Origin of the sequence: Pseudomonas zeae (genome assembly GCF_014268485.2) — a bacterium.
GTDB classification, from domain to species: domain Bacteria; phylum Pseudomonadota; class Gammaproteobacteria; order Pseudomonadales; family Pseudomonadaceae; genus Aquipseudomonas; species Aquipseudomonas neuropathica.
In genome coordinates this window covers 2,181,501-2,203,111 of record NZ_CP077090.1, presented here as the reverse complement: position 1 = coordinate 2,203,111, position 21,611 = coordinate 2,181,501, and the positions used below count along the sequence as shown (strand labels likewise).

General features: G+C 60.2%; 21 protein-coding genes and 1 riboswitch. Of the genes, 7 read left to right on the top strand and 14 right to left on the bottom strand.

Annotated elements, in window-relative coordinates; translation table 11 throughout:
• Nucleotides 1–38: 38 nt before the first annotated feature.
• The 6 genes from HU754_RS09780 to cobO are packed head-to-tail and all read right to left on the bottom strand — an operon-like array spanning nt 39 to nt 6,032.
• Nucleotides 39–1,490 carry a cobyric acid synthase gene (locus HU754_RS09780; protein ID WP_186624887.1) on the bottom strand — a complete coding sequence of 484 codons (1,452 nt, stop codon included), beginning with the start codon at nt 1,488–1,490 and terminating at the stop codon, nt 39–41.
• The gene (gene cobD / locus HU754_RS09775) at nt 1,487–2,479 is read right to left on the bottom strand and encodes a threonine-phosphate decarboxylase CobD (protein WP_186624886.1); all 993 of its coding nucleotides are present in this window, start codon (nt 2,477–2,479) and stop codon (nt 1,487–1,489) included. The genes HU754_RS09780 and cobD overlap by 4 nt, the downstream gene beginning before the upstream one ends.
• Nucleotides 2,472–3,380 carry an adenosylcobinamide-phosphate synthase CbiB gene (gene cbiB, locus HU754_RS09770; protein ID WP_093440029.1) on the bottom strand — a complete coding sequence of 303 codons (909 nt, stop codon included), beginning with the start codon at nt 3,378–3,380 and terminating at the stop codon, nt 2,472–2,474. The genes cobD and cbiB overlap by 8 nt, the downstream gene beginning before the upstream one ends.
• Entirely contained in the window at nt 3,377–4,027 is a 651-nt protein-coding gene (gene bluB / locus HU754_RS09765; protein ID WP_186624885.1) for a 5,6-dimethylbenzimidazole synthase, read from the bottom strand. The genes cbiB and bluB overlap by 4 nt, the downstream gene beginning before the upstream one ends.
• Nucleotides 4,024–5,424 carry a cobyrinic acid a,c-diamide synthase CobB gene (locus HU754_RS09760; protein WP_186624884.1) on the bottom strand — a complete coding sequence of 467 codons (1,401 nt, stop codon included), beginning with the start codon at nt 5,422–5,424 and terminating at the stop codon, nt 4,024–4,026. The genes bluB and HU754_RS09760 overlap by 4 nt, the downstream gene beginning before the upstream one ends.
• Entirely contained in the window at nt 5,421–6,032 is a 612-nt protein-coding gene (cobO, locus tag HU754_RS09755) for a cob(I)yrinic acid a,c-diamide adenosyltransferase (RefSeq protein ID WP_003223053.1), read from the bottom strand. Before cobO ends, HU754_RS09760 begins: the two co-directional genes overlap by 4 nt.
• An 81-nt stretch (nt 6,033–6,113) precedes the next feature.
• A riboswitch (cobalamin riboswitch) is annotated at nt 6,114–6,339 on the bottom strand.
• Nucleotides 6,340–6,502: 163 nt separating this feature from the next.
• Between cobO and HU754_RS09750 the strand changes: the two genes are divergently transcribed.
• Nucleotides 6,503–7,087, top strand: coding sequence for a hypothetical protein (locus HU754_RS09750; RefSeq protein WP_077571724.1), 585 nt, complete (start codon nt 6,503–6,505; stop codon nt 7,085–7,087).
• Between the two features lie 66 nt (nt 7,088–7,153).
• The gene (locus tag HU754_RS09745) at nt 7,154–8,467 is read left to right on the top strand and encodes a PQQ-dependent sugar dehydrogenase (RefSeq protein ID WP_186624883.1); all 1,314 of its coding nucleotides are present in this window, start codon (nt 7,154–7,156) and stop codon (nt 8,465–8,467) included.
• Nucleotides 8,468–8,599: 132 nt separating this feature from the next.
• Here HU754_RS09745 and HU754_RS09740 read toward each other — a convergent pair whose 3' ends face one another.
• From HU754_RS09740 to HU754_RS09720, 5 genes are all read right to left on the bottom strand, one after another.
• On the bottom strand, nt 8,600–9,136 hold the full coding sequence (locus HU754_RS09740) for a C40 family peptidase (protein WP_093440008.1): 537 nt from the start codon (nt 9,134–9,136) through the stop codon (nt 8,600–8,602).
• Nucleotides 9,137–9,355: 219 nt separating this feature from the next.
• Nucleotides 9,356–9,973, bottom strand: coding sequence for a C40 family peptidase (locus HU754_RS09735; RefSeq protein WP_007919826.1), 618 nt, complete (start codon nt 9,971–9,973; stop codon nt 9,356–9,358).
• Nucleotides 9,974–10,187: 214 nt separating this feature from the next.
• Nucleotides 10,188–10,892, bottom strand: a complete 705-nt coding sequence (gene hda, locus HU754_RS09730) for a DnaA regulatory inactivator Hda (protein WP_007919828.1) — start codon at nt 10,890–10,892, stop codon at nt 10,188–10,190.
• A 206-nt stretch (nt 10,893–11,098) separates the two neighbouring features.
• Nucleotides 11,099–12,172 carry an AI-2E family transporter gene (locus tag HU754_RS09725; RefSeq protein ID WP_093440003.1) on the bottom strand — a complete coding sequence of 358 codons (1,074 nt, stop codon included), beginning with the start codon at nt 12,170–12,172 and terminating at the stop codon, nt 11,099–11,101.
• 34 nt (nt 12,173–12,206) lie between these two features.
• The gene (locus tag HU754_RS09720; protein WP_186624882.1) at nt 12,207–13,265 is read right to left on the bottom strand and encodes a DUF2066 domain-containing protein; all 1,059 of its coding nucleotides are present in this window, start codon (nt 13,263–13,265) and stop codon (nt 12,207–12,209) included.
• 374 nt (nt 13,266–13,639) lie between these two features.
• On the opposite strand from HU754_RS09720, the gene purM reads away from it, so the two are divergent.
• Genes purM through HU754_RS09705 form a run of 3 tightly spaced genes read left to right on the top strand, consistent with a single transcriptional unit; the run spans nt 13,640 to nt 16,070 of the window.
• Nucleotides 13,640–14,698 carry a phosphoribosylformylglycinamidine cyclo-ligase gene (gene purM / locus HU754_RS09715; protein ID WP_099758397.1) on the top strand — a complete coding sequence of 353 codons (1,059 nt, stop codon included), beginning with the start codon at nt 13,640–13,642 and terminating at the stop codon, nt 14,696–14,698.
• On the top strand, nt 14,698–15,348 hold the full coding sequence (gene purN / locus HU754_RS09710) for a phosphoribosylglycinamide formyltransferase (protein ID WP_093439988.1): 651 nt from the start codon (nt 14,698–14,700) through the stop codon (nt 15,346–15,348). Before purM ends, purN begins: the two co-directional genes overlap by 1 nt.
• Nucleotides 15,349–15,356: 8 nt before the next feature.
• Entirely contained in the window at nt 15,357–16,070 is a 714-nt protein-coding gene (locus HU754_RS09705) for a DUF3108 domain-containing protein (protein WP_095050229.1), read from the top strand.
• Between the two features lie 266 nt (nt 16,071–16,336).
• On the opposite strand, the gene HU754_RS09700 is transcribed toward HU754_RS09705, so the two are convergent.
• Both HU754_RS09700 and HU754_RS09695 read right to left on the bottom strand, forming a co-directional pair.
• Nucleotides 16,337–17,962: a methyl-accepting chemotaxis protein gene (locus tag HU754_RS09700; protein ID WP_186624881.1), complete on the bottom strand. Its 1,626-nt coding sequence runs from the start codon at nt 17,960–17,962 to the stop codon at nt 16,337–16,339.
• 130 nt (nt 17,963–18,092) lie between these two features.
• The gene (locus tag HU754_RS09695; protein ID WP_189661607.1) at nt 18,093–19,148 is read right to left on the bottom strand and encodes an amidohydrolase family protein; all 1,056 of its coding nucleotides are present in this window, start codon (nt 19,146–19,148) and stop codon (nt 18,093–18,095) included.
• A gap of 128 nt (nt 19,149–19,276) precedes the next feature.
• On the opposite strand from HU754_RS09695, the gene HU754_RS09690 reads away from it, so the two are divergent.
• Nucleotides 19,277–19,693, top strand: coding sequence for an OsmC family protein (locus tag HU754_RS09690; RefSeq protein WP_186624879.1), 417 nt, complete (start codon nt 19,277–19,279; stop codon nt 19,691–19,693).
• A gap of 61 nt (nt 19,694–19,754) precedes the next feature.
• Nucleotides 19,755–20,621, top strand: a complete 867-nt coding sequence (locus HU754_RS09685; protein WP_186624878.1) for a pirin family protein — start codon at nt 19,755–19,757, stop codon at nt 20,619–20,621.
• Nucleotides 20,622–20,835: 214 nt separating this feature from the next.
• On the opposite strand, the gene HU754_RS09680 is transcribed toward HU754_RS09685, so the two are convergent.
• Nucleotides 20,836–21,564, bottom strand: a complete 729-nt coding sequence (locus HU754_RS09680; protein ID WP_186624877.1) for a dienelactone hydrolase family protein — start codon at nt 21,562–21,564, stop codon at nt 20,836–20,838.
• Nucleotides 21,565–21,611: the final 47 nt, after the last annotated feature.

Genomic DNA, 21,611 nt, shown 5'->3' with positions numbered 1-21,611 from the left:
GGAGTGAGCCTGCTCGCGATGAGGCCATTAAATTCCCCTCAAATCCCACAGAGCTGACGCAACAAGCCGGTATCCAGATGCTTCTCCACCAGATCCGCCAAGCGCTCGATATCACGCTCGCGCAAGCCGTGATAATCCACCTGCTGCACATCGCTCAACCCGGCCCAGCGCAGCAACGCTGCACTCGCCGTCGGCGATTCAAACAAGCCATGTAGATACGTGCCAAACACCTGCCCGTCAGCGCTCTGCGCACCGTCGCAACGGCCGTCTTCAAGATGCACCGCTGCGTTCTCCAGCGCCGCTCCCGTGGTCACGCCCGCATGAATTTCATAGCCACTGACTTCGGCATTTTCCAGCGCCAGCCGCCCACGCACATTGCGCAACTGCTTTTCGGCTTCAAGCGTGGTGTCGAACGCCAGCAAACCCAAACCGGCACTCGTGCCCGGCGCACCTTCGAGGCCGAGCGGATCATGCACCTGCTGACCGAGCATCTGCAGACCACCGCAAATCCCCAGCACTTTGCCGCCGTAACGCAGATGCCGATTGATCGCGGTATCCCAGCCATTGGCACGCAAATAGGCCAGATCGCTGCGCACGCTTTTCGAGCCCGGCAGGATGATCAGATCGGCAGCAGGAATCGCCTGCCCCGGGCCGACGAATTGCAGATCAACCTGCGGATGCAAGCGCAACGGATCGAAGTCAGTGTGATTGCTGATGCGCGGCAGCACCGGCACCACCACTTTCAGCACTTGTTCGGCCTTGTCGGTCTGGCGCTGATCGATGCCGTCCTCGGCCTCCAGATGCAGATCCATCATGTAGGGCAACACGCCGACCACCGGTTTGCCGGTGCGCTGTTCCAGCCAGTCAAGGCCCGGTTGCAGCAAAGCGATGTCGCCGCGAAAACGGTTGATGATGAAACCTTTGACCCGTGCCTGTTCGCTCGGCGACAGCAGTTCGAGGGTGCCAACCAGATGAGCAAAAACCCCGCCGCGATTGATGTCGGCAATCAGCAACACCGGGCAATCCACCGCTTCGGCAAAACCCATGTTGGCGATATCACCAGCACGCAGATTGATCTCGGCCGGTGAGCCCGCGCCTTCGACCATCACCAGCGGATACGCGGCACTGAGTCGTTCATGGGAGGCCAGCACGGCTTGCATCGCGATGGCTTTGTAGTCGTGGTAGGCAACCGCGTTCATCGTGGTGACGGCACGACCATGGATGATCACTTGCGCGCCAGTGTCGCTGTTCGGCTTGAGCAGCACCGGGTTCATGTCAGTGTGCGGTTCGAGATGAGCGGCTTGCGCCTGCACCGCTTGCGCGCGGCCAATCTCACCGCCATCAGCGGTCACGGCACTGTTGAGCGCCATGTTCTGCGGCTTGAACGGTACGACCGCCACGCCCTGACGAGTTGCCCAGCGGCACAACGCCGTCACCAGTGTGCTTTTGCCGGCGTCGGAAGTGGTGCCTTGCACCATCAGGGTGGTCATGGGTGGTCCTTGGTGAAGGCTATCAAAGCCTGTTCGAGGCGCGTCTCTTCAGTCGCATCGGCGGGCAGACCAAAACGCAGACTGCTGTTGTGGGTGAAAATGCGCAGGAGGATGCCGCGACGGGCCATGAATGCGTGCAGCGTTTCGGCATGCTCGGTGATCAGCCACTGGAACAGCGCGCAACCACCCTGGGGCTTGAAGCCGTAGCGCTCAAGCAGCGTTGCCAATCGTTCGCTGGCCTCATCGCTGCGAATGCGTTGGCGGGTGTGACCTTCGGTGTCTTGCAGGCACGCCTGGCCAAGCACTCGGGTTGGCCCGCTCACCGCCCATGGCCCAACCTGTTCAGCGAGCAGTTTGAGCAACTTGCGTTCGGCCAGGACAAAGCCCAGACGCACCCCGGCCAGACCGAAAAACTTGCCGAACGAGCGCAACACAATCAGCCCGACTTGATGGGCATGCGGGGCCAGGCTCAACTGCGGTGTGTTGTCCATGAAGGCTTCATCGACCACCAGCCAGCCACCACGCCGGGCGAGCCGCGCGTGCCAGTCGAGCAATCGTGCCGGGGTCAGGCTCAAGCCGGTCGGATTGTTCGGGTTGACCACCACCAGCACGTCGAGGCTGTCGAGAAAGAATTCGACTTCCTGCTCCAGCACTTCGCGCACGATGTAACCACTGCGCCGCCACGCTTCGGCGTGTTCGGCATAACACGGCGACAACACGCCGACCTTGCCGGCCCGGCGCAAACGCGGCAGCAACTGGATGGCCATCTGCGAACCGGCCACCGGCAGCACTTGCGCGGCACCGCAGTAATCGCACGCGGCTTGCTCCAGACCGTCATCGGTTTCCGGCAAGCGCGCCCAGGCGCGCAGCGGGATTTCCGGGATCGGAAATGGCCACGGCGCGAGGCCGCTGGACAGGTCGAGCCAGTCCGCCTCGGCAATGCCGTAATCGTGTGCAGCCTTGCGCAGCCGGCCACCGTGCTCAAGCATAGAATTCAGCCCCCACGCAGAGAATCAGCAGCCATAACCATACCCCGCGCTGGACCAATTGCCAGCCACGGTCGATGGAATCGGCATCCGCTGGAGCGCCTTCGCCGAGTTGCGGACGGTCGTGAAGTTCGCCGTGATAGATCGCCGGGCCGCCCAGCTCCACGCCCAAGGCACCGGCCCCGGCAGCCATTACCGGGCCAGCGTTGGGGCTGTCCCACTTCGGCGCCTGCGCGCGCCAGCACTTCAGCGCGAGTCGGGTTTTACCCAGCAGCGCGTAGGTTAATGCCACCAGACGCGCAGGAATGTAGTTCAACACGTCGTCGATTTTTGCTGCTGCCCAACCGAAACGCTCAAAGCGTTCGTTGCGATAGCCCCACATCGCATCGAGCGTGTTGCTCAAGCGATAGAGGACCACGCCCGGCGCACCCGCCACGACAAACCAGAACAGCGCGGCAAACACCGCATCGCTGCCGTTTTCCAGCACCGACTCGGTGGCGGCGCGGGCGACGGCGGTGCTGTCGAGTTCATCGGTCTGGCGGCTGACCAGATAGCCGACACGCTTGCGCGCCTCGTCCAGATCATCCGCGCGCAACGCGGCGGCGACCGGCGCGACATGCTCGCCGAGGCTGCGCATGCCGAGGGCGCAATACAGCGCGAGAATCTCGACGACCCAGCCCACGTATGGCGCCCAGGAAAACGCCGTGGCGAGCAAGGTCAGCGGCAGCACCGCGATCACCCACGCAGTGACCCCATGACTGCGCCAACCCCGGCCCCCGGCGTTGAAGCGTTGCTCGATGCGCCCGGCGAAATTGCCGAACGCCACCAGCGGATGCCAGCGTTTCGGTTCACCCAACAGCGCATCCAGCGCCACTGCGGCGACACTCAACAACGCCACACTCATTGACTCACTCCCCAATAATTTTCGTAAAGCAGCTCATTGAGCGGCCGCGCCTGCGCCCACCCTTCGAGTACCAGCATCGGCGCTGGATAGAATTCCTTGACCGGGCCCAGGCATAAAACCGCCAGTGGCTTGGCACCCTCGGGCAGCTTCAGCAGATCCGCCAACGCTTGCGGTTCGAAAAGCGAGACCCAGCCCATGCCCAGGCCTTCGGCGCGCGAGGCCAGCCACAGATTCTGGATCGCGCAGGACAGCGAGGCCATGTCCATTTCCGGCAATGTACGGCGACCGAAAATGTGCTTTTCGCGATCATCCATCAACGCGGCGACCAGCACTTCGGCGCAATCATTGATGCCTTCGACCTTGAGCTTCATGAACTCGTCACTGCGCTCGCCGAGGGCTTCGGCTGTGCGGATGCGTTCTTCTTCCACCAGATTCTGGATCTGCCCGCGCAGGCTGCGGTCGCTGATGCGGATGAAACGCCAGGGCTGCATCAGGCCGACGCTTGGGGCCTGGTGGGCGGCTTCCAAGAGTCGGCGCAACAACTCCGGCTCGACGCTGCCACCGGTGAAGTGGCGCATGTCGCGGCGTTCGGCGATGGCTCTGTAAACCGCTTCGCGCTCGGCTTCGGAGAATGTGTGGTCGGTCATGGCCCTTTCGCGAGCAAGCTCGCTCCCACAGGGGATTGCATTGCTTCAATCACCACCGTTTCAACTGTGGGAGCGAGCCTGCTCGCGAAGGCGCCTTCGGAGTCAGGCGCAAACAGTGCAGCGACAGCCGCCGGATTCGACGGGAAATAGAAGTGCACATAAGAAGCCGTCATCCGCCCTTCCCGATAAACCGCCTCGGCGCCACGCCCACCATTCGGGCTCAAACCCCGCGCAATCGGCGCCAGTTCGGTAGTCGTCAACGAATGATGATAAGTGTGCCCACGCAACGAACCTTCCGGCAGATCCACCGCTTGCAACGCCAACGCCGCCAGACGCTTCTGCATCACCGCATCGCCCTTAAGCAGCCCGACCAACTCAGCGCGGGAGCCTTCAACATCAGTCAACGAATCGAGCAGATACAGCATCCCGCCACACTCGGCGAGCAACGGCTTACCCGCCGCATGATGCGCGCGAATCGCCTCACACATCGCGGTGTTCTGCGCCAACGCAACGTGGTGCAGTTCCGGATACCCACCGGGCAAATATAGGCTGTCCGCTTCAGGCAATTGCGAGTCGCGAATCGGCGAGAAGAAACTCAACTCGGCGCCCATCGCCCGCAACAGATCGAGACTCGCGCCGTAGGTGAAAGCAAACGCTTCATCACGGGCGACGGCAATCCGCACATTCTTCAGCAACGGCTCGACAGCGATCACGTCCGGTGCGGCAAACTCCACCGCCGGTGGCAGCGCTACCTCGCAACTGCTGGCCAATGCATCGGCGGCGGCGTCGAGACGCACATCGAGGTCATTCAATTCACTGGCCTGGACTAGACCGAGATGGCGGCTCGGCAATTCGATGCCGGTTTCTCGGGACAACGCGCCGTACCAGCGCAGACCTTCGGTGAGGCTACCTTCGAGCAACTGCGCATGGCGCAAGGTGCCGACACGATTGGCCAACACGCCGGCAAACGGCAGATCTGGCTGATACTTGGCCAAGCCGAGCGCCAGCGCACCAAAGGTCTGCGCCATCGCCGTCCCATCAATCACCCCGAGCACCGGCACGCCGAAGTGCCGCGCCAGATCGGCACTGGACGGCGTGCCGTCGAACAGGCCCATCACGCCTTCAATCAGAATCAGATCCGCCTCATTGGCGGCTTCCCACAACAGACGACGACTTTCCTGCTCGCCGACCATCCACATGTCCAGTTGATACACCGGCGCACCGCTGGCGCGCTCGAGAATCATCGGATCGAGAAAGTCCGGCCCGCATTTGAACACGCGCACCTTGCGCCCCTGATTGCGATGCAAACGGGCGAGCGCGGCGGTGACGGTGGTCTTGCCCTGACCGGAGGCCGGCGCGGCGATGAGTACCGCCGGGCAGTGACGTGGTTGATTCAAAGTTCGACGCCTTTCTGCGCTTTGATGCCGGCCTGGAAGGCATGTTTGAGCATGCCCATTTCGGTGACTGTGTCGCCCATCTCGATCATTTCCGGCTTGGCCGCGCGACCGGTGACGATCACATGCTGCATCGGCGGACGCGCCTGCAGATCGCTGAGCACCTGATCGAGATCGAGGTAGCCGTGCTTGAGGGCGATGTTCAATTCGTCGAGCACCACCAGACCGATCGACGGATCACGCAGCAATTCGCGGGAGACCGCCCACGCGGCTTCGGCGGCGGCGATGTCACGCTGACGATCCTGGGTTTCCCAAGTGAAACCTTCGCCCATCACGTGGAAGCGCACTTGCTCGGGGAAGCGTCGGAAGAACAACTCCTCACCGGTGCTGTTACGGCCCTTGATGAACTGCACCACGCCGCACTGCATGCCGTGGCCCATGGCACGGGCGAGCATGCCGAACGCCGAGCTGCTTTTGCCTTTGCCGTTGCCGGTCAGCACCAGCACCAGGCCACACTCGTCAGGCGAGTTGGCGATGCGTTCGTCGATCACGGCTTTTTTGCGCTGCATACGCGCCAGATGGCGTTCGTCGCGCTCGGGGGAATCAGTCATGGGGGAGCTCTCCGTTGAGGCTGGATAACGGCGGGCAGGCACAAGAATAGACGGCAAAAAGCCTGGCATCGCCCACCGTGATGCCGCTGGATGGATCAGGCCGGTCTCCGGGCTCATGAGCGGCGCATGCCTGACTGCGCGCCTTCCCGCTGTTGAGCAGTGGCATTCGACGCAGTTTTCACTCATTTACCGTTGCGGGGGCAGCGCCGGGATCGTGGTGGTTCTTCGCTTGAAGACAACCCTCACCGGCTTCCCTGTTTCACTCTGTCGACGCAGGTCACAGAGCACCTGAAACAAGCCGCGAAGGTTAGAGGGTTGGGGGTGGAGCGTCAATTAAAGAGGCGGCCATCGGGCGAATAACTGCCGCCGATCACTTATCTGCCGCCAATCTTGTGCCACACTGATACAAATGATATCAAAGAGCCATGCTTTTCTCGAAAAGCCCACTACAACAATAAAGGATGATGACGATGCAAGGCATGATCATCAGCAACCCGCGCCTGGAATTCCTGCGCCCGGTGCTTGAACGCTGGTTTGACTGTATCGACCGCTACAACGCCGTGCGCGGCGACAGCGACACCCCTTACTGGCATGACGAGAAAGCCAATCTCGGATTGCTCTCGGCCGCAGCCTGGATGGCTGAGCTGGTCACTTTGAACGACACTGCCACGCGCAAGCAGAACGAAGAAGGCGAGCGCAATGCCCGCGCCGATCTGTTTCTCGCCGGTGCCGAAGACCGCGCCTTTATCCAGGCCACTCAGCGCTGGCCAAAGGTTACCAACCTGAATCTGACTCAAGCCCTGCTGGACATCACCAACGACGCCAAACGCATCAGCTACGCCAGCGATCTTAAGCTCGGCTGCCTGTTTGTCGCGCCACAAAAAGCCCAGCACAGCGCCAGCCCCGAAGAACTGCAGGACATGGTCGACGACCTGCAAAAGGAACACACCTGCGCGGTCGCCTGGTATTTCCCCTACGCCTACCGCAAATTGCGCAGCGAAGCCGGCAACTATCACCCGGGCATCGCCGTGCTGTTCAAGGAAGCCCGCGGCTGAGCAGTGGAACCATCGGGCTTGCGCCCTCCTCTATGATTAGGAATGCATTCATAGGGAAGATCAGCAATGCGCAAGCCCCAGCTCGTTTTTGTCATCGCCTTCGCCGGAGGGCTCGCCGCCTGCGGTGAATCCTCCAGCCTGCAAGTCACCGACGGCACCGGCCCGTCACCCAAGCTGCCCGAACCGAACAAGACCCTGATCCCGACGGTGAACATCGCCCCGGCAATCGGCTGGCCCGAGGGCGGCAAACCGACTGCGGCGGCTGGCACCCAGGTCGCGGCATTTGCCGAAGGCCTCGATCATCCGCGCTGGCTCTATGTGCTGCCCAACGGCGATGTGCTCGTGGCGGAAACCAATGCCCCGCCAAAGCCCGATGACAGCAGTGGCATTCGTGGCTGGGTAATGAAGAAGGTCATGGGCAAGGCCGGCGCTGGCGTGCCGAGTCCGAACCGCATCACCTTGCTGCGTGACGCCGATCATGATGGCGTCGCCGAGACCCGCACGGTGTTTCTGCAGAACCTCAACTCGCCGTTCGGCATGACCCTGGTCGGCAACGATCTGTACGTCGCCGATACCGATCGCCTGCTGCGCTTCAACTACGAACCCGGCGCGACCGAGATCAAATCGCAGCCAATCAAGGTAGCCGATCTGCCGGGCGGGACACTGAATCACCACTGGACCAAAAACGTCATTGCCAGCAAGGACGGCAGCAAGCTGTACGTCACCGTAGGTTCGAACAGCAACGTCGGCGAAAACGGCCTGGACAAGGAAGAAGGTCGCGCGGCGATCTGGGAAGTTGATCGGGCGACCGGCAATCACCGCATTTTTGCCTCAGGCATCCGCAACCCCAATGGCCTGGCGTGGGAGCCCACCAGCGGCGCACTGTGGACAGCGGTGAATGAGCGCGACGAGATCGGCAGTGATCTGGTGCCGGACTACATCACTTCCGTGAAAGACGGTGGGTTTTATGGCTGGCCTTTCAGTTATTACGGTCAGCATGTCGATGTGCGTGTTACGCCGCAGAACCCGGACCTGGTGGCCAAAGCCATCGCCCCGGATTACGCGGTCGGGCCGCACACCGCCTCACTGGGCCTGAGCTTCGCCGAGGGCAACACGCTGCCGGCGCAGTTCAAGGAAGGCGCGTTTATTGGTCAGCACGGCTCATGGAATCGCAAACCGCACAGTGGCTACAAAGTGATTTTCGTGCCGTTTACCGGCGGCAAGCCGAGCGGCAAACCGCTGGATGTGCTGACCGGGTTCCTCGACAAGGACGAGAATGCTTTGGGTCGGCCGGTAGGCGTGGTGATCGATCAGCAAGGTGGTTTGCTGGTGGCGGATGATGTTGGCAATAAGGTGTGGCGAGTGTCGGCCACGAAGTGATGCTGAATGTGACCTGAAACAACTGTGGGAGCGAGCCTGCTCGCGAATGCGGAGTGTCAGTCTCCATTGAGTTGACTGATACACCGCTTTCGCGAGCAGGCTCGCTCCCACATTAGGATTGCTGCGATTTTACTACGGGTTATGCGCCAGATGCTCCGGCTGCAACACCCGCTTGGCACTCAGATAAGCTTTCTGCCAGTACGCCTTCGACAGGCTGTCCAGCTTCACCGTGCCGCCCGTGGCCGGCGCATGCACGAAGCGCCCTTCCCCGACGTAAATCCCTGCATGACTGACCTGCGAGCCGCCATTGGTGGCGAAGAAGATCAGGTCGCCGGTCTGCAAGCCTTCCTTGCCGACATTCGGCGCCTGCATGACGATCATCTCGCGCGTGGAGCGCGGCAGCGAAATCCCCGCCGCATCACGATAGACAAAACCGATCAATCCGCTGCAATCAAATCCCGAATCCGGCGTGTTGCCGCCCCAGCGATACGGCGTACCCACCAGGCCGAGCGCGCGAAACAACACGTCTTCAGCAGCCGGCGAGAAAGCTTGCGAAGGACCGAATACCACCGGAGCGCGAACCACCGGCGCAGGTGGTGGCGTACGACTGGCGCAGGCGCTGAGCAGCGCTGCGAAGAACATCAACGTGAGGCGGGCCGACATCGTCATAAGCAGAACATCCTGATCTGGCTGCGGCTTTTTCTGCCGATGGACAGAAAACAAAACCGCCTGCGTGAGCACGCAGGCGGTTTGCCATCAATATAGGTACAGGATTCTAGCGGCTACGCGGCAAACTTCAAGTAAGACTTTAACTTCACCTTGTAAAGTCTAGGTCTACTCCGTTACCGGAAGTCTGATTGTCGCCGCGAACGCAGCGACAACAGGGGATTACTTGCGAGCAGTGACTACAGTCGGAGCGTTGGCCAGAGCGCGTTTCGCTTCGATGAAGGTCTTGCTCCAGTAGCTGTCACCCAGGCTGTCGATGCGAACACCGCCGCTGCGACGACTGCTGGAGTGGATGAACTGGTTGTCACCCAGGTAGATCCCGGCGTGACTGACACGACCACGACGACCGTTGGTGGCGAAGAACAGCAGATCGCCCGGCTCAAGGTTGCTGCGCGAGACCAGCGGCGCATCAACGTTGATCATTTCGCGGGTCGAGCGCGGCAGGTTCATGCCAGCTTCTTCGCGGAACAGGTAACCGATGAAGCCGCTGCAATCGAAACCGGCTTCAGAGGTACCGCCGAAACGGTAACGGGTACCGATCAGGGACATGCCGCGTTCGAGGATGCTGTCGGCCAGAACAGGAAGCTGATAAGGCTTCTTGCCATTGAATTCGTTGAGTTCTTTTTCGGTGTCCAGCTCTTCCTGGTAAATAACGGAAGACTGAGCCGTGGCAGAATTTTTAACCTGTTGAGGCTGCTCTTGAACTGGAGAATGAGCAGCGCAACCGTACAACAGGGTGACGAGTGCGAGAGGCACGAGGGGTGCGAAGCGCTTTAGCATGGGCACGACCGTGGCTGATAGTTGTAAAGAAGCCGAGACTATGCCCGCTATCAGCCTCATTTGCAAATTCAATCGATCTTTTTGTGACTTCCCGGTTTCTCGTTTACATCTAAGCGCTTAAGCCCATTTGAACCGATACGCGGCCTGCACACCGTGCAGGAAAGCGGACTTTCTGGCGCCTGAAATATGCCGAAACACGCTGAAAGCCGCGCCGTTACCAGCCTAGCGTTTCTTTCAGGAAGGGAATGGTCAGCTTGCGCTGCGCCTGCAAGGAGGCCTGATCGAGCTGTTCAAGCAAGTCAAACAGCGCACTCATGCTGCGAGTGCCGCGAGTCAAAATAAAATGCCCGACTTCGTCAGTCAGGTGCAGACCTCGACGCGACGCGCGCAATTGCAAGGCGCGCAATTTGTCTTCATCGGAGAGCGGGCGCATCTGGAAAATCAGCGCCAGGGTCAGACGGGATTTCAAGTCAGCCAGTTTGACCGGCAATTCACGCGGAGAAGTCGAGGCGGCAATCAGCAAACGCCGACCGCTGTCACGCAGACGGTTGAACAGATGAAACATCGCCTCTTCCCAGTCAGCCTTGCCGGCAATCACCTGCAAGTCGTCCAGGCAAACCAGCTCGTACTGTTCAAGGTTGTCGAGGATTTCAACGCCGCGGTCCATCAACTCGGCCAGCGGCAAATACACAGCCGGTTCACCCATCTGCTCGAAGCGCAAGCACGCGGCCTGCAACAGATGCGTCCGCCCTACGCCGTGTTTGCCCCACAGGTAGATCAGGCTTTCTGTCCAGCCGGCGTCGGCTTCGCATAGACGCTCGACATAGCCGAGTGCAGCGGCATTGGCGCCTGGGTAGTAGTTGATGAAGGTGGCGTCGTCACGCAGACGCACACCTAGGGGCAGCTGAATCGGTTTCATGCTGACTGAACAGTTCTCAAGGAACCGTTAGTGGCCTCTGTGTAAAGTTTGCGAAGTTTATACCCGTGAAGCTGAGCGCACAATGCGACAGAGTCCAAGCAAAATCAAAGGTTTGCGTTAACACGCTGGTTTTATGACAGATTCTTTGGCGCCAGCGCCTGCAGGACACGGGCCAACCCGGCTAATCGCCGGGCCGCCCTGCACCGTTACAACTCCGGCTCGTCCACACCGCTATAGATCTCGGAATCCTTGTACAAGTCGTGCACATGGCGCACCAGCACCATGATCACCGCCGCCACCGGCAAGGCCAACAGCACACCGGTGAAACCGAACAGCTCGCCGCCAGCCAGAATCGCGAAGATCACCGCCACCGGGTGCAGACCAATACGATCACCCACCAGCAACGGGGTCAACACCATGCCCTCAAGCGCCTGACCAACCATGAACACCGCGACGATCCCGACCATCGGGTACAGATCACCACCGAACTGGAACAACCCGGCAATCAGCGCTGCGCCAATGCCGATCACGAAGCCCATGTACGGCACGATCGCCGCCAGCCCCGCGATCAGGCCGATCAACAGCCCCAGCTCCAGACCGACAATCATCAGGCCTGCCGCATAAATCACACCCAGCGCCAGCATCACCAGCAACTGACCACGAACGAACGCACCCAGCACCTCATGACATTCGCCAGCCAGCGCGACTACACGCTCTTCACGATCACGCGGCAACAGGCTGCGGATCTTGGCCATCATCACGTCCCAGTCGCGCAGCAGGTAGAAACTCACCACCGGGATCAGCACCAGATTGGCCAGCCAGCCGATCAGCGCCAGACTGGAGGCCGTTGCCTGACTCAGCACCACGCCGACAATGTCGGTGGTCTGACCCATGTGCTCGCTGATCGCGGCCTTGACCTTATCGAACTTCCAGAAACCGTCCGACAACCCCAGCTTCGACTGCGCCCACGGCACAGCTGTGTGCTGCAACCAGTCGAGCATCTGCGGTGCCAGTTCGTACAGACGCAGCAACTGCTTGGCGAGCATCGGTACCAGCACCAGCATCAATGCGGTGACGATCAGCGTGAACAACGCAAACACCGCGATCACGCCCCAGGTTCGCGACAGCCCGAGTTTTTCCAGTCGATCCACCAACGGATCGAACAGATAAGCCAGCAGCAGCGCCACCAGAAACGGCGTGAGGATCGGGTGCAGCAACCACACAAACGCGCAAAGCAGGACTACCCCACCGAGCCAGAACCAACGCCGCGTATCGGCCATGTATCACTCCTGTTGCTTCTATATAAGGAAAGACTTACCAGCGAAACCGCAACGACGGTGCTGCCGGGGTCGGGGCTGGCGCCGCGACAGGTGCTGCACCACCAGCCACTGGCTGTGGCGCCGCCACTGGAACCGGGGCTTCGGCGGGCAACTCCTGCAACTTCGCCAGCGACAACTGCGCGCGCATTTGATCGGCGCTGCCATTGACCCGATAAACGATGCGATCACCATCAACACTTTGCAGACGCACGCCAAACGGCTCGAGTAACCGCAACAGCGCCGCGTAATGTTCAAGATTCATGCCTTGGACTTCCAGAGTCTGCTGACCCGAAGCGCCGGGCTTGGCCACAAATCGTGGCGCCAGACGTTCAGCCACCGCCAGCATCACCGCATCAGCGACAGCGGCCTGATCGGCACCCTGCACACTGCCCGCCTCTTTCTGGTCGCCCAGCCACAAGTGCCACTTGGCCTGCCATTGCCCGCCTTCTTCGCGGGCATGCACCGCCAGCAAGGCGTCAGCGTTGTAGCGCTCGGAGGCGCCGCGCAACGGTGCCGGATCCGTGCCTTCCAGCGCTGGCGCCGTGGCAACCAGTTGCTCGCTCAAGTCCGCCAACGGCAAACGCAATGGCAAGCCGCGATGCTGAGCGGCGGTACGCAACGGCGCCGCAGCGGCCTGACCATCACCGACCAGACTCGAACCTTCAGCCGAATCATTCAGCCACCAGCTCAGAATCGACGGCCGACTGGCGCCCCACAACGACAGGCCGGCCCGACGCAGCGCCTGCTCGGTGGTCGCCGGATCGAAATCGACCTTCAGCACCTCCGGCGGCCCGGCATCGAAACCGAACTGACTGATAATTTGCTGCGGATCCTTGCGAATCGCCGCCAGTCCCGGGTTTTGCGCAGCTTTCGGATCGCCGGTCAGACGCAACACCAACGTGTCGAGCGCCGCCTGCGTGGCGCGATCACGTTCTTCCGGCGCCTGGCCGTTGACCGGCTCACGCACTTGATAAAGGCCTTTGAGATTTTCGGCGTGGCTCGCCAGGCTGAGCAGAGACAAACAACCCACAAACAACAATTTACACAAACGCATGGAAAATTCCCGTCGACAGGAGCGGCTGGAACAGGCCGCGTGAACCGGTTAAGCAAGGCTGTGACAATCTGCCATCGCAAAACATTCACACGGTAGCGGTAAGTTTTTGCACAGTGATAACGATAGACGGTTAATCGCCACACCTTATACAGGCGTTCATACGGCTCAATTGCAAAAAATTTCCGCTGATATGGCCCTGCCCGTCGGTGCGAGGATGGCCGCTGCCCCTCAAGCCTGATAAAATCGCGCGCCTTCGCAGACCGGCAACAGCCGGGCACCTCGAAACTCGCGTGAGGCCATCGCCACCCTCGATTTCGACGTTCCCGCTGAACTCGGTCGTTACCCCTGAATCCCCTCCCCTAAAGGCCTGGATCATGAGCAAGCAACCCTCCCTGAGCTACAAGGACGCCGGTGTAGACATCGACGCCGGTGAAGCATTGGTCGAACGCATCAAGAGCGTCGCCAAGCGCACTGCGCGCCCGGAAGTCATGGGCGGCCTGGGCGGTTTCGGCGCCCTCTGCGAAATCCCGGCCGGCTACAAGCAGCCAGTTCTGGTTTCCGGCACCGACGGCGTCGGCACCAAGCTGCGTCTGGCGCTGAACCTGAACAAGCACGACAGCATCGGTATCGACCTGGTTGCCATGTGCGTCAACGACCTCGTCGTTTGCGGCGCTGAGCCACTGTTCTTCCTCGACTACTACGCCACCGGCAAACTGAATGTCGACACCGCTGCCCAGGTGGTCACCGGCATCGGCGCTGGCTGCGAACTGTCGGGCTGCTCGCTGGTAGGCGGTGAAACCGCTGAAATGCCAGGCATGTACGAAGGCGAAGACTACGACCTGGCCGGCTTCTGCGTCGGCGTCGTGGAAAAATCGGAAATCATCGACGGCTCGAAAGTCGCCACTGGTGATGCGCTGATCGCTCTGCCATCGTCCGGCCCGCACTCCAACGGCTACTCGCTGATCCGCAAGATCATCGAAGTCTCCGGTGCCGACATCGAAAACATCCAGCTCGACGGCAAACCGCTGACCGATCTGCTGATGGCCCCGACCCGCATCTACGTGAAGCCGCTGCTCAAGCTGATCAAAGACACCGGCGCGGTCAAAGCCATGGCCCACATCACCGGTGGTGGCCTGCTCGACAACATCCCGCGCGTACTGCCAAAAGGCGCTCAGGCGGTGGTTGACGTGGCTAGCTGGACTCGCCCTGCCGTGTTCGACTGGCTGCAAGAAAAAGGCAACGTTGACGAAACCGAGATGCACCGCGTGCTGAACTGCGGCGTTGGCATGGTCATCTGCGTGGCTCAAGAGCACGTTGAAGTAGCCCTGAAAACCCTGCGTGACGCCGGCGAACAGCCTTGGGTCATTGGTCAGATCGCTGCTGCTGCCGAAGGCGCTGCCCAGGTTGATCTGCAGAACCTTAAGGCTCATTAATGTCCGCAACCTGTGATGTCGTGGTGCTGTTGTCCGGCACCGGCAGTAACTTGCAGGCTCTGATCGACAGCACGCGGACCGGCGACAGCCCGGTCCGCATCGCTGCAGTGATTTCCAATCGCGCCGATGCCTACGGCCTGCAACGCGCCAGTGCTGCGGGTATCGCCACCCGCGCGCTGGATCACAAGGCATTCGAAGGTCGCGAGGCCTTCGATGCTGCCCTGATCGAACTGATCGACGAATTCAAACCGAAACTTGTGGTGCTGGCCGGCTTCATGCGCATTCTCAGCGCTGATTTCGTTCGCCACTATCAGGGTCGCCTGCTCAACATCCACCCGTCGCTGCTGCCCAAATACAAAGGGTTACACACTCATCAGCGCGCGCTGGAGGCCGGTGACACTGAGCACGGCTGCTCCGTGCACTTCGTCACCGAGGAACTCGATGGCGGACCACTGGTCGTACAGGCAGTATTACCGGTAGAGTTGCACGACACGCCGCAGAGTCTGGCGCAGCGAGTCCACGTTCAGGAACACCTGATTTATCCGATGGCAGTGCGCTGGTTTGCAGAAGGCAGACTGGCACTCGGTGAACACGGTGCTTTACTGGACGGGCAGTTACTCGCGGCCAGCGGCCACTTGATTCGAAACTAGGAGATTTTATGCGTCGCGCCCTGCTCTTCGCTTGCGCTCTGCTCGCCCTGCCCTTCGCGCAGGCAGCGGACCTTCAACCGTTCTCCGCCAGCTACACCGCCGACTGGAAGCAGCTGCCCATGAGCGGCACCGCCGAGCGCAGTCTGGTCAAGGAAGCCAACGGCGTCTGGAAGCTCAGCTTCAAGGCCTCGATGATGATTGCCAGCCTGACCGAAGAAAGCACCCTGACCCTGGACAAGGACACCCTGCTGCCGCAGTCCTACCACTTTGAACGTGGCGGTCTGGGAAAAGCGAAAAAGGCTGATCTGGATTTCGACTGGAACAGCAAAATGGTCACCGGTACCGACCGTGGCGACGCGGTGAAGATTCCGCTGAATCGCGGCATGGTCGACAAGTCCACTTACCAGTTGGCACTGCAACATGACGTTGCTGCCGGCAAGAAGACCATGAGCTATCAAGTGGTCGATGACGGTGAAGTCGATACCTATGACTTCCGCGTGCTGGGTTCGGAAAAAGTCGAGACCAAGGCTGGCAAGATCGATGCGATCAAGGTCGAGCGCGTGCGCGACCCGACACAAAGCAAGCGCATCACCGTCCTTTGGTTCGCCAAGGATTGGGATTACCTGCTGGTTCGCCTGCAACAGGTTGAAACCGACGGCAAGGAGTACAACATCATGCTCCAGGACGGCACCGTCAACGGCAAAGCCGTTAAAGGCAGCTGATCTGCCGTTACAGCAAAGAGCCTCGCGAAATGCGGGGCTTTTTTTCGCCTGCTGGATTGGGGACTTGCGCCAACCTTGCCCCTCACCCCAGCCCTCTCCCGAGGGAGAGGGAGCCGACCGAGATGTCTGACCAGCTACATCGACCTGAAAGACCGAGTCGATTATGGATTAGATCAGGTCGGCGTAATTCTCTAATGTCCCACGGTCAGTCCCCTCTCCCTCTGGGAGAGGGTTAGGGTGAGGGCAGCCTCAGGCTCACCACACAATCAGACCGAAAACTTCGCCACCATGCTGTTCAAATCCACCGCCAACCGCGACAACTCCTGACTCGCCGCACTGGTCTGATTGGCCCCCGCCGAGGTCTGCATCGCCAGATCACGAATATTCATCAGATTGCGATCCACTTCCCGCGCCACCGCCGCCTGCTCTTCCGAGGCACTGGCGATCACCAGATTGCGCTCGTTGATCAGCGTGAATGCCGAGGCGATCTCTTCAAGTGCAGTCCCGGCAGCCTTGGCCAGCTCCAACGTCGAACGCGCACGTACATTGCTTTGCTGCATTGAACTGACCGCCGAATCGGTACCCTGCTGAATCCCGCCAATCATCTGCTCAATCTCTTGCGTCGACTGCTGGGTGCGATGCGCCAAGGCCCGCACCTCGTCCGCCACCACAGCAAACCCACGCCCGGCATCACCGGCCCGCGCCGCCTCGATCGCAGCGTTCAGCGCCAGCAAATTGGTCTGCTCGGCAATCGAACGAATCACGTCCAGCACTTTGCTGATGCTATAGACCTTCTGCGCCAGATCTTCTACTTGGCTGGCATTGGCCGTCACATCATCGGCAAGCGATTCGATGGACAACACCGTTTGATGCACCTGTTCACGACCATGCTGGGCAATACGATCGGATTCCCGCGACGCTTCTGACGTTGCCACGGCATTGCTGGCAACCTCCTCCACTGCAGCTGTCATCTGATTAACCGCCGTGGCCGCCTGTTCAATTTCCAGGCTCTGCTGGTGCAAACCGCGCGTAGCGTCTTCCGTGACGCAACTCAGCTCCTCTGACGCCGAGGCCAATTGGCTGGAGGACTCCGAGATCTGCCGAATCGTCTCGCGCAAGTTGTGCTGCATGCTCTTGAGCGCCTGCAACAGCCGCGCCGGCTCGTCCTTGCCGCTGATGTTGATGTCGCCGGTCAGATCGCCACCCGCCACCACCTCGGCCACGCCCAACGACTGCGCCAGCGGCAACACGATGCTGCGGGTCAGCAACAGGGCCAGGCCGATGGTGATCAGCGCGGTCACGCCAATCATCACCCCGACCCACACCCGCGAATTCATAAACACCAACCGCGCAGCTTCAGTGGCGAGATTGGCATTGTGTTTATTCAGCTCAACCAGTTCGCGCAAAAGCACTGCGATTTCGTCGGCCAAAGGACTCATCTGACCATTGAGAATGGTCGCAGCCTCCGCGACCCGATTCTGCGCCGACAACTGCATGACCTGTGCCTGAAACTCCAGATACTGGTGCTCGGCAACCTTGAAGCGGTCGAACAGTTTGCGCTCCTCGGGCAACACGATCAGCACGTCATAACGCTGCTGCGCCTCACTGAGCACACCGCGCAATTCATTGAGTTTGGCAACGTTCTGTTCGAGCGCCTGCGGATCACGATTGAGCAACAGACGCATGGTCAACGCTCGCAGGCGCAGCATGTCCTGACTCATCTCGCCGACCGCCATCACGCTCGGCAACCAATTGTTATCGACCTCGTCGGACTGCGCGCGCATGTTCGACATTTGCAGCAAAGCGAACGCCCCGAGGGCAAATACCATCAACGCCAACAAGCCAAACCCCAGGCCGGCGCGCGGGGCAATATTGAGACTACGGATACTCATTGCGCTGGTTCCTTCCAAAAGCGCTGCATCAACCCTGCAGCTGGTTGCTTAAGAAGGTATCGGGCCGGCGAAAATTTGCGTAAGACGAAAAGGCGATATCAAAAGGCCTTGATCCTACGAACCGTTGGCATTAACGATTCAGCGTGCTTTTGCCGGACTTGAGCACCGTTCGCGGCAAGATTGCCAGGAAGTTATCCCGAGCGACTTTTTGCGCAACGTCTTCCGGCAGCGCATCAAGGAACGGTTTGAAACTTCGCATTTCTTCACCGAGCTTATTGAAACGCCCGACCACGTCAGAGCCGAGCATGAAACGTTCCGGATATTTCTCGACCAGCGCCAGCCACTCCACGCGCGGCGTGCCCTGTTCGTCCAGCAGGTACGGCGTGAGCATGCTCCAGGACAAGTCGATAAACAGGTTGGGATACGCCTCGAGCATGCGTGTCAGCGTGGGCAGCAAGAACTTCAGTTGTGTCTGATGCCGATGAATTTCGGCACTGGTGCCGGCGTGCGCCCAAATGAATCGCGTGTGCGGGTGATTACGCAGCGGCTCTTCGATTTCCTTCAGGTACAGCGGATTTTTCTCACGCTTGGAGGTGATGTTGGAATGCAGCATCACCGGCAGATCGTTCTCGGCGGCCAGATGATAGATCTTGGCCATCGCTTCATTGTTGGCGCGCGGCGTGTCGCCGGAGGTCAGCGCCGTGAGATCGTCATGCCGGGTAAACACTTCGCCGATGCCCTGCCAAAGCCCTGGGTAAAGGTCGAGCATGCGCTGGATATGTGCGGCGGAGTTCTTGTCGTTGGGGTTGAAGCCGGCCAGGAACGGATGAAAGTACGGGCGCTGCTCGACGCTGAGTTTTTGCAAGGCATCAGCAACGATCACATCGGTTGCGCTGTACCAGTAGGCGTCAGCGTCGTCACCCGCGTAATAGCGCGGACGCTTGGGTTCGTCTTCGTGCCATTTCTTCGCCACAGGAATACCGGAAATCATTACATGCTCGATGGAATTGTCCTGCATGGCTGTCAGCAGTTTCGCCATGCCTGCGCTTTCCTGGAAAAAATCCACGTAATGCAGGTGCGCATCGCTGTAGGTGTAATCGCGGGCGCTGGCGCTGCCGGCAACCAGAAGAAGACAGGCAAGACTCAGACGATACAGGGACACAAGTAATCTCCGGGAAGTAGGCATAGCCTAGACCCCGCCCTGACGACAAGGGTTCATCCCGCAGGAAAGTGGAACGCGTACCGGTGGGAATGCTCTATAACTGCAAGGTCTTTTTTGATCCAACGACTTTTCCTACTGCCTGTGAGGTTCCCATGACTGTTACCGTCAATACCGTCTCCGCTGAAGGTTTTCGTCACACCGTACAGATTGATGATCACGAACTGTTTGCCGACGTGCCGAAAACCGCCGGCGGCGAAGGCTCGGCACCTGAGCCGCACGACTATTTCGATGCGGCCCTCGGCGCCTGCAAAGCGTTGACTCTAAAGATGTACGCGAAGAAAAAAGACATCCCGCTGACCGGTGTCGGAGTCGAGGTCAAACGCGACAACAGTGAAGAGCAGAAAGGCAAATACGCCCTGCACGTAACCCTCACCCTCAAAGGCGTACTCACCGACGCCCAGCGTGAAGAACTGCTGCGCGTCGCCGATCGCTGCCCGATTCACAAACTGATGACCACCAGCGAAGTGACGATCGAAACCCACGCCCCGCAAGGCTTCGATAGCCAGTAACCCTCCTGATGCCAGCGGCGGGTTATGCTTCTGGCATCACCCGCTCAGCCTGGAATGCACCATGGACACGCAACCTCTGATCATCCGCCCGCGCGCCGAAGACGTCGAAGGCCAGCCGATTCTGCGTCCGCTGCCGTCAGCCAAATGCCGTAGTGTCGGGCCATTCGTGTTTTTTGATCACATGCTCGAGACGGTTTATCCGACGGGCAAAGGCATGAACATCCGACAGCACCCGCACATCGGTCTGTCGACGCTTACGTATCTGTTCGAAGGTCAGATCCAGCACAAGGACAGCCTTGGCTCCGATCAGGTGGTCGGCGCTGGCGATGTCAGCTGGATGACCGCTGGCAGCGCGATTGCTCACGTTGAACGCACGCCTGAGCCGTTGCGGGAGCAGAGCTTCACGATGCACGGTTTGCAAATCTGGCTGGCCTCGCCCAAGGAGCACGAGCAAGGTCCCGGGCATTACAGCCATCACCCGGCGGCGACCTTGCCGGTCAGCGACAACCTGGGTGTACAGATCCGCATGATTGCCGGGTCAGGCTTTTGCCTGGAATCGCCGGTGCCGGTGCTTTCTCCTACGTTGTATGCGGAAGTGAACATGCAAACGGCGACCACCCTGCTGATTCCGACCGAGCATCAAGAGCGGGCGGTTTATGTACTGAGTGGGGATGCGCAACTGAACGGTGAAGCGCTTGAACCGCATGCGCTGGCGGTATTGCCGGCCGGGGAAGAGATAAGTCTGTTTGCCGAAAGTGATGTGCACGCGGTGGTTTTTGGCGGCGCGCCGTTGGATGGGCCTCGGCGGATCAACTGGAATTTTGTCGCGAGCGATCCGGCGGCGATTGATGAGGCGCGGCGCAAATGGGCGACCGGGGACTGGCCGACGGTGCCGGGGGAAGTTGAGCGGATCGAGTTGCCGCGCTGAAAAGCACCCTCACCCCAGCCCTCTCCCAGAGGGAGAGGGAGCCGACCGAGATGTTTCAGGTTATACGCCGACCTGAAAAGTCTTGGCGATTATGGATTCACCAAGACACGTTCAGGTCGGCGCAGTACTTCAGCATCCCCCAATCAATCCCCTCTCCCTCTGGGAGAGGGTTAGGCGGGCGGCGTTCCGATGAGGGGCTTTTGCTTTTCAGGCTTCAGCCCTTGAACACTTCATCCAGCAAATCATGCATCGACTTGAACGCGCGCTTCGCGGTTTTCGCGTCGTACATCATCTTGCCCGGCACATTCGCATGCGGATCAGTGAACGAGTGCACCGCACCGCCGTAGCTCAGCAGTTGCCAATCCACCTTCGCAGCGTTCATTTCATCCTCAAACGCCGGCAATTGCTCTTTTGGCACCAACGGGTCTGCAGCACCGTGCAGCACCAGCACCGAACCTTTAATGTTCTGCGCGTCGGCCGGATTCGGTGAATCCAGCGTGCCGTGGAATGACACCGCCGCTTTCACCGGCGCACCGGTGCGCGCCAGATCCAGCGCACAGCAACCACCAAAGCAGAAACCGAATACTGCCAGTTTCGACGTATCAACCGCCGCTTCGCCCTGCTTCTGCAACTGCTCGAACGCCGCTTGCATACGCTTGCGCAGCAGCGCGCGATCATCCTTCAGCGGCATCATCGCCGCGCCGGCCTGATCCGCATTCTGCGGACGCACAGCCTGACCGTAAACGTCAGCGATCAACACCACGTAGCCCTTGGCCGCGACCGACTTGGCGATCTCTTCGGCACCGGCGCTGACGCCCATCCAGTTCGGCGCCATCAACAAACCCGGCCGCGCGCCTTTGTGCTCGGCGTCGAACGCCAGACGACCTTCATAAGGCTGGCCGTCGATCTGGTAGACCACGGAACGTACAGTGACTTCGCTCATTTCTGACTCCTGATTTGCTAAACACCAGAATGAAAAAACCCGCCGAA